General features: G+C 70.0%; 12 protein-coding genes. 8 read left to right on the top strand and 4 right to left on the bottom strand.

Features of this window, described 5'->3' with window-relative positions; all coding sequences use genetic code 11:
• The first annotated feature begins 210 nt into the window (after positions 1–210).
• From AB0B96_RS37070 to AB0B96_RS37050, 5 genes are all read left to right on the top strand, one after another.
• On the top strand, positions 211–1,944 hold the full coding sequence (locus tag AB0B96_RS37070; RefSeq protein ID WP_362906480.1) for a cellulose synthase catalytic subunit: 1,734 nt from the start codon (positions 211–213) through the stop codon (positions 1,942–1,944).
• Entirely contained in the window at positions 1,941–3,959 is a 2,019-nt protein-coding gene (locus AB0B96_RS37065) for a galactose oxidase-like domain-containing protein (protein ID WP_362906478.1), read from the top strand. The genes AB0B96_RS37070 and AB0B96_RS37065 overlap by 4 nt, the downstream gene beginning before the upstream one ends.
• A 90-nt stretch (positions 3,960–4,049) precedes the next feature.
• Entirely contained in the window at positions 4,050–5,069 is a 1,020-nt protein-coding gene (locus tag AB0B96_RS37060; RefSeq protein WP_362906476.1) for a glycoside hydrolase family 6 protein, read from the top strand.
• A gap of 101 nt (positions 5,070–5,170) precedes the next feature.
• The gene (locus AB0B96_RS37055; RefSeq protein ID WP_362906474.1) at positions 5,171–7,168 is read left to right on the top strand and encodes a Xaa-Pro dipeptidyl-peptidase; all 1,998 of its coding nucleotides are present in this window, start codon (positions 5,171–5,173) and stop codon (positions 7,166–7,168) included.
• Positions 7,169–7,314: 146 nt separating this feature from the next.
• The gene (locus AB0B96_RS37050; protein ID WP_362906472.1) at positions 7,315–7,485 is read left to right on the top strand and encodes a hypothetical protein; all 171 of its coding nucleotides are present in this window, start codon (positions 7,315–7,317) and stop codon (positions 7,483–7,485) included.
• A gap of 61 nt (positions 7,486–7,546) precedes the next feature.
• Here the strand turns inward: AB0B96_RS37050 and AB0B96_RS37045 are convergent, their stop codons facing one another.
• Together AB0B96_RS37045 and AB0B96_RS37040 are read right to left on the bottom strand one after the other, a co-directional pair.
• A complete protein-coding gene (locus tag AB0B96_RS37045) occupies positions 7,547–8,056 on the bottom strand; it encodes a DUF6461 domain-containing protein (protein ID WP_362906470.1) in 510 nt (169 codons plus the stop codon).
• Positions 8,057–8,248: 192 nt separating this feature from the next.
• Positions 8,249–9,187, bottom strand: coding sequence for a LysR family transcriptional regulator (locus tag AB0B96_RS37040; RefSeq protein WP_362906468.1), 939 nt, complete (start codon positions 9,185–9,187; stop codon positions 8,249–8,251).
• Between the two features lie 147 nt (positions 9,188–9,334).
• On the opposite strand from AB0B96_RS37040, the gene AB0B96_RS37035 reads away from it, so the two are divergent.
• From AB0B96_RS37035 to AB0B96_RS37025, 3 genes are all read left to right on the top strand, one after another.
• Entirely contained in the window at positions 9,335–10,492 is a 1,158-nt protein-coding gene (locus AB0B96_RS37035; protein WP_362906466.1) for an acyl-CoA dehydrogenase family protein, read from the top strand.
• Positions 10,489–11,319, top strand: coding sequence for a CoA ester lyase (locus AB0B96_RS37030; RefSeq protein WP_362906464.1), 831 nt, complete (start codon positions 10,489–10,491; stop codon positions 11,317–11,319). Before AB0B96_RS37035 ends, AB0B96_RS37030 begins: the two co-directional genes overlap by 4 nt.
• A 121-nt stretch (positions 11,320–11,440) precedes the next feature.
• Positions 11,441–12,346 carry a MaoC family dehydratase N-terminal domain-containing protein gene (locus tag AB0B96_RS37025; RefSeq protein WP_362906462.1) on the top strand — a complete coding sequence of 302 codons (906 nt, stop codon included), beginning with the start codon at positions 11,441–11,443 and terminating at the stop codon, positions 12,344–12,346.
• Here the strand turns inward: AB0B96_RS37025 and AB0B96_RS37020 are convergent.
• Positions 12,318–12,536, bottom strand: a complete 219-nt coding sequence (locus AB0B96_RS37020; protein ID WP_350948434.1) for a DUF2277 domain-containing protein — start codon at positions 12,534–12,536, stop codon at positions 12,318–12,320. The two genes, AB0B96_RS37025 and AB0B96_RS37020, sit on opposite strands and share 29 nt — an antisense overlap.
• 182 nt (positions 12,537–12,718) lie before the next feature.
• Entirely contained in the window at positions 12,719–13,075 is a 357-nt protein-coding gene (locus AB0B96_RS37015; protein WP_362906460.1) for a helix-turn-helix transcriptional regulator, read from the bottom strand.
• Between the last annotated feature and the right edge of the window lie 128 nt (positions 13,076–13,203).

Genomic DNA, 13,203 nt, shown 5'->3' with positions numbered 1-13,203 from the left:
TTGTTGAAACTTAAACTAGAGAGCCGCGTGAAATGTTCCGCACATCTCCGGGTTGGGCAGATCTTGCTTACCGATCCGAATATGATGTGTGACGATTTATCACCACGCGGGCCGCGGGTGACCCTACCTTGACGGGGGGCGGCCTACGCGATCTACCTGGGGGAACACAGTGTTTGGCCTGCTTTCGTGTCCTCCGAGGTCGCCGAATCGATGAGCGCTCCCGCGAAAACCGCCGGCTACGACTACGGAAAGTTCAGCAGGCTGGCCGGGCCCGTGACCGAGCCGGAACCCGGGGTGCCCTACCGCGTGAGCTACCGCTCCCTGCTGGCCACCGAGCCGCACCGGGTGCGGGCGGTGCTGCTGATGGTCGCGGCCCTTCTCGTGGAGTTCACCCTGATGGTCTGGCTGCTGCTGCCCGACCACTGGACCGTCCGTCCCGACCCCTATGGCACGATCCCCTGGTATCTGCCGGTGGCCGACCGGATCATGCTCGTCGCGATCGCCTTCATCGAGGTCTTCCGGCTGGTCAGCGTGGTCTCCAACGTGCACGCCATGCTGGCGGCGAGGGACCCGGTCCCGGTCGCGCCGGAACCCGGCACCCGGGTGGCCTTCATCACCACCTGCGTACCCGGCAAGGAGCCGTTGGAGATGGTCAGGGAGACCCTGGCCGCCGCGCTGAAGATCCGCCACGACGGCGTGCTCGACGTCTGGCTGCTGGACGAGGGCGACGACCCCGACATCCGCGAACTCTGTGACTGGCTGGGCGCCCGCCACTTCACCCGCAAGGGCGTGCCCGAGTGGAACCAGCCCAAGGGAACGTTCCGAGCCAAGACCAAGCACGGCAACTACAACAGCTGGCTGGACGCGCACGGCGACGACTACGACTTCTTCGTCTCGGTCGACACCGACCACGTACCGCTCCCGGAGTTCTGCGAGCGCATGCTCGGCTACTTTCGTGACCCGAGGGTGGCCTTCGTCGTCGGTCCCCAGGTCTACGGCAACTACGACGCCGGGGTCACCAAGGCCGCCGAGAGCCAGCAGTTCCTGTTCCACTCGCTGATCCAGCGGGCGGGCAACCTGTACGGCGCGCCGATGTTCGTCGGCACCAACAACGCGGTGCGCATCCGCGCGCTCAAGCAGATCGGCGGCCTGTACGACTCGATCACCGAGGACATGGCCACCGGCATCGAGTTCCACCGCTCCCGTGACCCGGAGACCGGGCAGCGCTGGATGTCGGTCTACACCCCCGACGTGCTGGCCGTGGGGGAGGGGCCGTCCTCGTGGACCGACTTCTTCACCCAGCAGCTGCGCTGGAGCCGGGGAACCTACGAGACGCTGCTCACCCAGTTCTGGAAGGCCGCGCCGAAGCTCTCGCCCGGCCGGTTCTTCAACTACTCCCTGATGGTGACCTTCTATCCGATGTCCGCGCTCAACTGGCTGCTCGCCGGGCTCAGCGCCACCCTGTTCATGGCCGTCGGCGGCTCCGGCGTGACCGTGCCGATGGACATGTGGCTCATGCTGTACGGCGACGCGGCGCTGCTGCAGGTCATGCTCTACACCTGGAACCGGCGCCACAACGTCAGCCCGCACGAGCCGGAGGGCTCCTCCGGGGTGGCGGGGATGGTCATGTCGGCGCTGTCGGCGCCCATCTACGTCACCTCGCTGATCGGCGCCGCGCTGCGCAGGCCCAGCAAGTTCGTGGTCACCCCCAAGGGCGACTCGGCCAGCCCCGACCAGATCGCCACGTTCCGTATCCACCTGTGGTGGGCGGCGATCTTCGGCGGAGGGCTGCTGCTCACCGTCTTCTGGACCGGCCACATCCACCTGGTCATGACGCTGTGGGCCATCCTCGCCCTGGTCATCTGCCTGGGCCCGCTCGTGACCTGGGCCTGGAACCTGCGGGCGGTCAAGGGCGGCCTGCGGCCGGTCGGTGACGAGTCGTGAGCCGCCTGCGCAAGCACCTGGTCGGGGTGGCGGTGGTGACCGCCGTCCTCGCGATCAACCTGCCCGCCGTCGCGGGCTTCGCCACGGAGAAGTGGCGCGACTACAGCATCAACCGCGACGACTACAAGGCGTCCCACGGCCACTGGACCTTCCTCGACGTCCCCGAGAGGTTCAAGGTCAACGCCATCCACGCCGCGCTGCTGCACACCGGCAAGGTGCTCATCGTCGCCGGATCGGGGAACAACGCCGCCAACTTCGACAAGGGCACCTTCAAGACCGTGCTGTGGGACCCGGCGAAGCCGGGCGGGTCCGACGAGTTCAAGCTGATCGACACCCCCGTCGACCTCTTCTGCGCGGGACACACGATGCTGCCCGACGGCAAGCTCCTCATCGCGGGCGGCACGGGCCGCTTCGAGGTGCTGAAGGCCAAGGTCAAGCGGGCCGCGGGCGCCCTGACCTTCAAGAACGAGAACCCCGACGCCAAGCCCAGGCAGTTCCACCCCGGCACGCTGCTCACCGCCCCCGGCGGTCAGGTCTACCGCACCACCGCCCACATCAGCGTGCCGCCCGCGAAGAAGATCGAGACCGGAGTGCCGGGGAAGGTGAGGATCCGGCCCAGCGAGACCAAGGTCTTCGCCGAGGCCGTCACCGAGGGCGCGGCCGGCCTGCTCACCGCGCCGGCCGGTTCCGTCAACTACGAGATCCAGGGACTCAAGGGCCGGGAGAAGCGCGACCTGTACGCCATGGGCGGCAGCATGACGATGGAGAAGCAGGACTTCCAGGGCATCAGGGACGCCTACGAGTTCGACCCCGTTACCGAGCGCTACACCAAGGTCCAGGACATGGCCGAGGGGCGCTGGTACCCGACCATGACGAACCTGCCCGACGGCAGGGTCATGACCGTCTCCGGACTCGACGTCGTGGGGGAGGTCACCAGGGACAACGAGATCTACAACCCCAGGACCAAGACCTGGCGGCCCGGTCCCAAGAGGTTCTTCCCGACCTACCCCGCGCTGTTCCTGCTGGAGGACGACACCCTCTTCTTCACCGGTATGAGCGCCGGGTACGGCCCCGGCCAGCTCGAGTTGCGTCCCCCCGGAATCTGGGACTACCGCCGCGACACCGACCGTCTGGTGAAGACCCCGGGCGGCGTCGGAGGCATGGCGCCCGACGAGATGGAGGCGTTCACCCCCGTCCCCGGACTGCCCGAGCCCGAGTTGAACGAGACCGGCGCCTCCGTGCTGCTGCCGCCCGCGCAGGACCAGCGGATCATGGTGATGGGCGGGGGGCCGGTCGGGGAACGCCAGCCGGGCCTGCCCAACGCCACCGCCAGGACCGCCATCGTCGACCTCACCGAGGCGAGCCCGCGCTACGTCAGAGGCCCCGACCTGTCCGACCCGGTGCGCTACCCGAACGCCGTGCTGCTGCCCGACGACAGCGTGCTCTCCTTCAACGGCTCCAGCGACTACCGGGGACGCGGCGCCAGTGACGTCCTGCGCGCGGAGGTCTACCGCCCGGAGAGCAACAGCTTCCACGAGGCCGCGGCGCCCGCCGTCGGCCGCAACTACCACGCCGAAGGACTCCTGCTGCCCGACGGACGGGTGCTCGGCATGGGCTCCGACCCGCTCTTCGGCGACAAGGCGGGCTCCCTGCCCGGCACCTTCGACCAGCGCATCGAGATCTACACGCCGACCTACCTGCACAACGGCGAGAAGGCGCCGGTGTTCACCGGCGGGCGCGAGAGCGTGTCCCTGGGGCGCAGGGCCGGTTTCCAGACTCCCGACGCCGCACGCATCCACCAGGTGCGGCTGATGCGCCCGAGCGCCGTCACCCACGTCACCGATGTGGAGCAACGCTCGATCAAGTTGGAGTTCACCCGGGTGCCTACCGGGATAATCGCCGAGATCCCCTCCAATCCAGCCCTGGTGCCCCCAGGGTGGTACATGCTGTTCGGAGTCACCGAACGGGGAACGCCGTCCCCGGCACGCTGGGTCCACATCCGAGGAGAGGGCTGACATGATCCCCGCAGCCCTCCGGTGGTGTACGGCGCCCTCCCACTTCTGTTCCCCGGGGTCGGCCCGGGGTCCCCACGCCGGAGGTATTCGATGAACAGGTACGGCCTCGCGGCCGCGCTGGCTCTCGCTCTCGCGACGGGGGCCTGTACCGGCGATCCCGCGCCGCCCACCACCTCCGGGAACGCGGCCTCGGGGAACGCCACCTCCGGGGGCACTCCCTCGGGCCCCGCGGGCGGGTTCTACGTCGACCCCGACGGCGCCGCGGCCCAGGAGGTCCGCAAACTCGAGGGGGAGGGCAGGACCGAGGAGGCCGGGCTGATCCGTAAGATCGCCGAGCGGCCCAACGCGATCTGGATCGGTGACCAGGACCCGAAGGACAGGGTCGCCTCCATCACCACCAAGGCCCGGCAGGCGGGCCGGATCCCCGTCCTGGTGGCGTACCACATCCCCAACCGCGACTGCGGCCAGTTCTCCGCGGGCGGCGCCTCCGACGCGGAGGAGTACCGCTCCTGGATCGGCCGGTTCGCCGAGGGCATCGGCGACCGGCCCGCGCTGGTCGTCGTCGAACCCGACGCGCTCGCCCACATCCTGGACAACTGTACCCAGGGCGGTCAGGCGGGCGAGCGCCTCGACCTGCTGCGCGGCGCGGTGGAGACGTTGAAGAAACAGCCCGCGGCCAAGGTCTACCTCGACGCGGGGAACGCCGGCTGGATCAAGAACCCGGGCGAGTGGGCCGAACCCATGCGCAGGGCGGGGGTGCCCCAGGCGGACGGCTTCGCCTTCAACGTCAGCAACTTCTTCACCGTCGAGGAGAGCGTCGCCGTCGCGGGACGGCTCTCGGACGCGGTCGACGGGGCCCGCTACGTCATCGACACCTCCCGCAACGGCAACGGCCCCGTCCGCGACGCGCAGGGCGACGACGCGTGGTGCAACCCCAAGGGCCGCGCGCTCGGCGCGGAACCGACCACCGAGACCGGCCACGAGCGGGTGGACGCCTTCCTGTGGATCAAGCGGCCCGGCGAGTCGGACGGCGAGTGCCACCGGGGGGAGCCCCGCGCCGGCGACTGGTTCCCCGAATACGCGCTGGAACTCGCGCGTAACGCGAGATAGCCGCTTATTCGTTATATCTTCGATCTTGCAGGTCAAGATTGCTTCGCAGGAGATTGACCGGAGTTGTCAGTTTTTCAGCGACCCTCTGGGAGCTTTCCTCGATGAACAGATGGAAAACGGCCATCGTCGCGCTGGCGGTCACCCTGCCAAGCGGCGTACTGCCCGCCGTGCTACCCGCCGGCGTGCTGCCTACCGACGTGTTGCCCGCCGCCGCCGCGCGATCCGCGGCCTCCCCTATCCAGGACGGCGAGACCAAGCCGGTCTACTCGCGCGCCGACGCGCTCACCGAGACCGTGTTCGTCGAGGTCGCCGGGGTCGACAGCGACGCCGACGGCCGCCCGGACCGGGTCGCCGTCGACATCATGCGGCCCAAGGAGACCGCCTCGGGGCTGAAGGTCCCGGTCATCATGGAGGCGAGCCCCTACTACGCGGGCGGCAACGACGTGCCCAACCACGTCGTCGACCTGGACGGCTCCGACCCCGCGGGCATGGAGTACCGGCGCAACAAGTTCCAGGACCTGCGCGACGAGATGTTCGGCATCGACGGTCTCGACGTGAACCGGGCGGTCGCGCCGCCCTTCCGCGGTTACTACGACAACTACTTCGTGCCGCGCGGTTACGCGATCGCGCTGGTGGAGAACCTCGGCTCGGGACGGGCGACCGGCTGCCCCACGACCGGCCTGGACAACGAGACCGCGGGCCCCAAGGCCGCGATCGACTGGCTCAACGGCCGCGCCCGGGGGTTCGACGCGGCAGGGAACGAGATCAGGGCCGACTGGTCCACCGGGAACGTCGGCATGATCGGCGTCTCCTACAACGGCACGCTGCCCAACGCCGTCGCCGCGACCGGGGTCAAGGGGCTCAAGGCGATCGTGCCGATCGCGGCCATCTCCTCCTGGTACGACTACTACCGAGCCAACGGCGGGGTGCTCGCCCCCGGCGGCTACCAGGGCGAGGACGCCGACGTGCTCGCCCGCTACGTGCTGACCCGCGAGAACGCCACGCAGACCTGTGGCGCGCTGATGGACCGCATCGAGCAGGACCAGGACCGGGTCACCGGCGACTACTCCGGTTTCTGGGACCGGCGCAACTACCTCAACGACGTGCGCAAGGTCCGCGCCGCGGTCTTCCTGGTGCACGGCCTCAACGACTGGAACGTCAAGACCAAGCAGGCCGTCCAGTGGTGGGACGCCCTCGCCAAGCGGAACGTGCCCCGCAAGATCTGGCTCCACCAGGGCGCGCACTTCAACCCGTTCTCCTTCGCCGGACGCAACGCCGAGTGGCTGCGCCAGCTCCACCGCTGGTTCGACTTCCACCTGTACGGCCTGCGCAACGGCATCATGGACGAGCCGCAGGCCGACGTGGAGTCGGGTCCGGGACAGTGGGCGCAGCACGCCTCGTGGCCGCTGCCCGGCACCCGCGACGCGCGGCTCCACCTCGCCGCCGGCAAGGACGGCCGTAACGGCACCCTGAGCGCCGACCGCCCCCGGGACCGCCGCACCGTCGAGACGTTCGTCGACCAGAGCGCCCGTACCGCCGAGCAGCTCGCCGAGAACGCCGAGGCCACGGATCCCAACCGGCTGGCCTACGTCTCGGGCACCCTGGCCCGCGACGCGCGCCTGTCGGGCACCCCGGAGGTCTCGGTGCGCGCCGCCTTCAAGGGCGGGCGCTCGCCGTACCTGACGGCGCTGCTCGTCGACTACGGCACCGACACCCGCGCGTACGGCGGCGTCGTCTACGGCGACACCCAGGTCTGCTACGGCCAGGGCGTGCCCGGCGACACCGGCTGCACCCGGCTGGCCGAGCACATCACGGTGACCGCCCCCTACAAGATCATCACAAGGGGCTGGCTCGACGTCCGCAACCGCCACTCCGCCTCGAAGACCGAGCTTCTGCGCGAGGGGCACTTCTACGACTTCCGCTTCGACCTGCAGCCGAACGACTACGTCGTCAAGGCCGGCCACCGGATCGGCGTCGTGCTCCTGTCCACCGACCGTGACTTCACCCTGCGCCTGCCCCCGGGGACCGGCGTCTCGGTCGAGCCCGGATCCAGCTCGGTCGTCCTCCCGCTCGTCGGCGGGAGCGCCGCCCTCCGCTGATCCCCGGCCCGGTCAGGGAACGCGGACCCTTCGCGTGGCCTGCGGCACCCGGGCGAGGGGACGGGCATGAGGGGAAACCCCGGCTTGTCCCTGAGATCGGGGCCCAGGCCTGCCGCCGGGCCGGGCAGGGGCCTAGCGTGGGGTGCATGGGACGAATTCTTCTGATCGTGGCGGCCGTGGTGATCGGCTTCCTCCTGCTGGGCTCGGTGCTGGGCTTCCTCTTCACGCTCCTCAAGTGGGCTCTGATCATCGGACTGGTGGGGGTGGTGGTCGTGTTCGCGAGCCGGCTCTTCCACTCCTCGAACGCACGCGACTGACCGCGGCCCGTCCCCGGCCCTTTCCCGGCCGAGGGCGGGCCGTGGTGCGGATCCCGGCGGATCAGTAGTGCTCGAACACGCAGTGGGCCGCCACGGTCTCGCTGGAACCGTTCGCCCGCACGCCGGTGATGCGCTCGGCCAGTTTCAGCGCCTGCGGAAGATCCCCCTCGGCGTCCTCGCCCGCCAGGCCGAGCTCGGTCCGCTCGGCGAGGTATGCGCCTGAGGCGTCGTCGTCGGGGAACAGCCAGTCGAAGGTGAGCACCTCCTGCCCGTCGGCGTAGTGGACGAAGCTCGCGACCATGTTGACGTTGCGGAAGACGCTCGCCGTCACCGTTCCCGAGGAGAGCCGGGACAGGATCTCCGGCAGCGTCCCCGCGAAGCCGTTCCACTCACTGAGGATGGCCCCGCCCTCGGCGGGGCGGGCGGAGACGAGACCCTCCTCGTAGTCCCCCTCCTCGTCGTCACCGTCGAGCACCTCGGTGGGGAAGCGGGCGAGGGCCTCGCGCGGGGTGAGACCGCGGACAAAGGTCACGCAGAACGCGTCGTCGTCGATCCAGTCGTAGTCGCTCACGGGGGTCCGATTCTCTTCGGCTGACAGATCGGGAAGATCTTGGCACCGAGGACCGACAGAATCCGCCCGCGGCGAACGGAGTTCGCGGCGCGGGTGCATGTCCTTCCCCGCCGGTTCTCACCGCGCTCGACGGCGGACCCTCCGGCCGGTCGCGAGGCGGGTGCGGGTTCTCCGAGACCACACGGGCCGATGTCAGTCCCGCCGTTCGACGGCACGCGCCGTCGGCCACGCCCCGTTCTCGACCAACCGGCGCGTCACCCGGAAGACCTCGGTCGCGACGACCTCGACGGCGGCCGGTATCCGGCCGCCCCGCTGCAGAGCGAGGACAACGGTGCGGGACACCTCGGGATCGGTCAGCGGGCCGCCGCTCAGCCGCCCGGTCGCCACGTCCTCGGCGACGCCCGCGGCGGGCAGGACGCTCCAGCCGGTTCCCGACGACACCAGCTTCTTCTGCAGCAGCATCGAGTTGGTCTGGCACGCCACCGTGGGCTCGACGCCGGCGGTGCCGAGCGCCTCGTCGATGAGGGTCCGCAGTCCGTGCCCGGCCACGGGCAGTACGAGTGGCTGTCTCGTCACGTGGTCCCAGGTCAGCGAGCCGGCGTCGCCGAGAGCCGCGCCGGGCGGCGCGACCGCCCACAGCGACTCGTGCAGCAGCGGTGTGACGGAGATCGACGGTGTCGACGCGAGGTTGTACAGCAGGGTCATGTCCACGGCGCCGTCGTCCAGCCACTGCTGCAGGTGGCCGGAGAAGGCGCTGAGCAGGCGCAGATCGATGCCCGGGTGCCGCCGTGCGACCGACTCCATCAGAGGAGCCGCGAGGATCTCGACGGTGCTCTCCAGCAGCCCGATCGTGACGATCCCCTGGACCTGCCCGCGATCGGGCCGGATCTCGGCCCGTGCCCGCTCCAGTTCGAGGAGCGCCCGGCGCGCGCGCTCGGTCAGGATCTCACCCGCGGGAGTGAGCGTCATGCCCTGGCTGGTGCGCTCGAAGAGCCGGACACCGATCTCCTCCTCCAGCGAGCGGATGTGCCGGCTGACCGCGGGCTGCACGACGCGGAGCAGGCGGGCCGCCTTGGTGACACTGCCGACGTCGCTGACGGTGACGAGCGCCGTGAGCTGCTTGAGGTCCATCGGGTCCTTTACGTGGTCATGCGCGAAACGAGTGAGGTCATCACATATCAGCATTTCACAGGATGTGACATCGCAAAATAAGATGGCCTGGCGGCCAAGCGCACCGTGTGTCCCCGTTCCTGACCATCACGCCCGGGAGGGCTTCCCATGTGCGAACTCAGCGCGGATGAAGCGGCGATCGTCGCCCTGGTGCGGGAATGGGTCGACCACGAGGTCAAACCCGTCGTGCGGGAGCTGGAGCACACCGACACCTATCCCGAGGCGCTCATCGAGCAGATGAAGCGGATGGGCATCTACGGCCTCGCGATCCCCGAGCCGTGGAACGACGCCGGCGTCTCCGCGCGCTGCTACGCCGCGGTGACCGAGGAGCTCGCGCGCGGTTGGATGAGCCTGGCCGGCGCGATGGGCGGGCACAGCGTGGTCGCGAAGCTTCTCCTCGCCTACGGAACCCAGGAGCAGAAGGACCACTACCTGCCGAAGATGGCCGTCGGCGAGATCCGGGCGACGATGGCGCTCACCGAGCCCGGCGGAGGGTCCGACCTGCAGGCCATGCGCACCGTGGCACGCAGGCAGGGCGACGAGTACGTGCTCAACGGGTCCAAGACGTGGATCACGAACGCGCGGCGGTCCCAGCTGATCGCCCTGCTGTGTCTCACCGACCCCACGGCCTCCCCCGCGCACCGCGGCATCAGCATCCTGCTGGTCGAGAAGGGGCCCGGCTTCGAGGTGTCACGCGACCTTCCGAAGCTCGGCTACAAGGGGGTCGAGAGCTGCGAGCTGTCCTTCGACGACTTCCACGTGCCCCGCTCCGCGCTGCTCGGCGACGCGGAGGGCCACGGCTTCGCGCAGATGATGCGCGGCCTGGAGATCGGGCGCATCCAGGTGGCCGCGCGAGCGGTCGGTGTCGGCGCCGCGGCGTTGGAGGACGCCCTGCGCTACAGCCAGGAGCGTGAGAGCTTCGGGCAGCCGATCTGGAGGCACCAGTCGATCGGCAACTACCTCGCGGACATGGCGACCCAGCTGACGGCCGCCCGCCAGCTCGTCCAGTACGCCGCGCGCCGCTACGACTCGGGTGAGCGAGCCGACCTGGAGGCGGGCATGGCGAAACTGTTCGCCTCGGAGACGGCGATGAAGATCGCTCTGGACGCTGTGCGCATCCACGGCGGATACGGCTACTCGACCGAGTTCGACGTCGAACGGTACTTCCGTGACGCCCCACTGATGATCATCGGTGAGGGCACCAACGAGATCCAGCGCAACGTGATCGCGCGGGAGCTGGTCCGGCGCCACCGGGTGCGGCCGTGACGGCCCCGGTCGCGGCGTCCTGGCTGTTCGTCCCCGGCAGCCGGCCGGATCGGTTCGACAAGGCCGCCCGCGCCGGTGCCGGCGAGGTCGTCGTCGACCTTGAGGACGCGGTCGCCCCCGAGGACAAGGAGTCCGCTCGCGACGAGGTCGTGGCCTGGCTGGCCGGCGGTGCGACGGCCTGGGTGCGTGTCAACGCGGCGAACACCCGGTGGCACGAGGCCGATCTCGCGGCGCTGGCCTCCTGCCGGGGGTTGCGCGGAGTGATGGTGCCCAAGACGGAAGGACCGGCCGTCCTGCGCAGGGTCGCCCGATGGCTGCCGGCCGAGGCCGGGATCGTCGCCCTGGTGGAGAGCGCGCTGGGAGTTCAGGAGGCGGGAGTCATCGCCGCCTTCCCCGCGGTGACCGCGCTGGCGTTCGGATCGATCGACTTCGCGCTCGACATCGGCGCCGAGCATACCGACGAGGCCCTGCTGTTCGCCCGTTGCGCACTCGTCGTGGCCTCCCGCGCGGCGTCCCTGCCGGCCCCGATCGACGGCGTCACCGTCGAACTCCGGGATACCGCCGCGGTCAGGACGGCCGCGGCCCGCGCCAGGGGGCTCGGCTTCGGGGGAAAGCTGTGCGTCCACCCCGCTCAGGTCGAACCCGTCAACGCGGCCTTCGCTCCCGACCACGCGGATCTGGAGTGGGCGAGGGCGGTGCTCGCCGAGGCGCCCGGGGGCGAGGTTTTCACCAGCAACGGCCAGATGGTCGACAGGCCGGTCCTGGAGCGAGCCCGCCGGATAATGGCGCGGGCCGGCCACCGGACGACGGCCGGACCGGGGGCGTGAGAGAGACGCCGCACGCGTCCGCCGCCGGCCGGGAGCCGGTGACGGGGATCGTGCCACATCCGGGCGGGCACGACGAGGGCATCCGGGCCGATCACGGCCCGCGACACGAGGAGGCCGCCGAATGACCGAGGCAGGGGGCACCGAGACGGAGGGCATCGAGACGGAGGTCGTCGAGGCGGAGGTCGTCGAGCGCACCGAGGCGCTCCAGCCGGAGCCCGCCGTCGCGCTCGCCCGGCTCCTCGGCGTCGACCTGCCGGATCTGGAGAGCGAGGGGCTGCCCCTGTTGTGGCACTGGGTCTACCTGCTGGAGCGGCCGCGTCAGGTCGACCTTGGAGCCGACGGTCATCCGGTCCGCGGTGTGATCCCCGCGCCACCCGCGCCGGGACGGCGCCGGATGGCGGCCGGCGGCCGGGTCAGGCTGTTCGGCCCGCTCGTCGTGGGGCGTGCTGCGACGCGACGCACCGAGGTCGTGTCACTGACCGAGAAGGAAGGACGCACGGGGCCGCTGACCTTCGTCGTCGTGCGCCACACCGTACGCCAGGGTGGCGAGGTCAAGGTCGTCGAGGAACAGGACATCGTCTATCGCGACGTCTATCGCGACGCCGTCGCCACCGGCTCGCGTGCCGAAGCGGGCATGTTCACACCGGTGGCGGTCGAAGAGGACGAGTGGCCGCTGCCCGTGGACCCGGTGCTGCTGTTCCGGTTCTCGGCGTTGACCTACAACGCGCACCGCATCCACTACGACCGTGACTACGCCCGCGACGTCGAAGGCTACCCGGGGCTGGTGACCCACGGTCCGCTGCAGGCACTGGCCATGGCGGAGTGCGTGCGAGGAAAGGGCGTGCTCGCCACGGCGATCGACTACCGCCTGGTGGCGCCGTTGTTCGACCATCAGGGCCTGGTGGCACGGGGCGTCGTGACCGCTTCCGGCCACGAGGTCTCCGTCCGCGACCTCGGCGGCCGGATCACGGCGAAGGGGCAGGTCCGCTCGTCCGCGGTCAGTCCCGGGAGACGTGCCTCAGCCTGAGGTCGTCGAGCAGGGTCTGGGTCGCGGCGGCCACCGCCTCGACGGCCCGCTCGAAGGCCTCCGCGTTGCGCGTCGACGGGGAGCGGAAGCCCGACACCTTGCGGACGTACTGGAGCGCGGCGGCTCGCACGTCGTCGTCGGTCACGTCGCTGGCGTAGGGCTCACGAAGGGTCTTGATGCTCCGGCACATGACAGGACCGTACTGCGTCTCGCGACCCTACAGATCCGGCAGGCCCCGCCGGAACCGGCCGACGGGGGGCGTCCTGACCCACCGGATCGTGCCCGAGCCGCTCGGCTCGACTCCGGATCGGCGGCCGGAACCGTGCGGTCCGAGGCCGGATCACGCCGGGGCCGGTCGCCGCGCGACGACGGTCAGCCGTCGTGGCCGTCGCGCTCGCGCTGGATCGCGTCGGCACTCTGGATGGCGCCGAGAAGCCCGGGAAAGAGCACGTCGAGGTCACGTCGGCGCAGCGCGTTCATCTTGGCCGTGCCCCGATAGGCCTGGTTGATCACCCCGGCCTCGCGCAGCACCCGGAAGTGGTGGGTGGTGGTCGACTTGGTGATCGCCAGATCGATCGCCGAGCAGGGGGCCTCCCCGTCCTCGCCCAGTTGCCACAGGAAACGCACGATCTGAAGGCGCATCGGGTCGGACAGCGCGTGCAGCACGCCCTCCAGACGGATGTCCTCGCGCGCGGGGTGTTCCAGAGCCCTGACGGACGAGGTCGACACGGTGATTCCCTCCCTTGGGTGGCTCGATTGTACGAGAACAGTCGTAGTTTGACATCTGTCGTAGTACGTAGATTATCGTATTAGCGTCAAGCCGGGGCGCCGCCCCAAAGACCCTCTCCAGAAGGAGT

This window comes from Streptosporangium sp. NPDC049046 (assembly GCF_040649155.1).
In the GTDB taxonomy this organism is placed as follows: Bacteria; Actinomycetota; Actinomycetes; order Streptosporangiales; family Streptosporangiaceae; genus Streptosporangium.
Note: the sequence above shows the minus strand (reverse complement) of the source record. Positions and strands in the feature narration are given on the sequence as shown.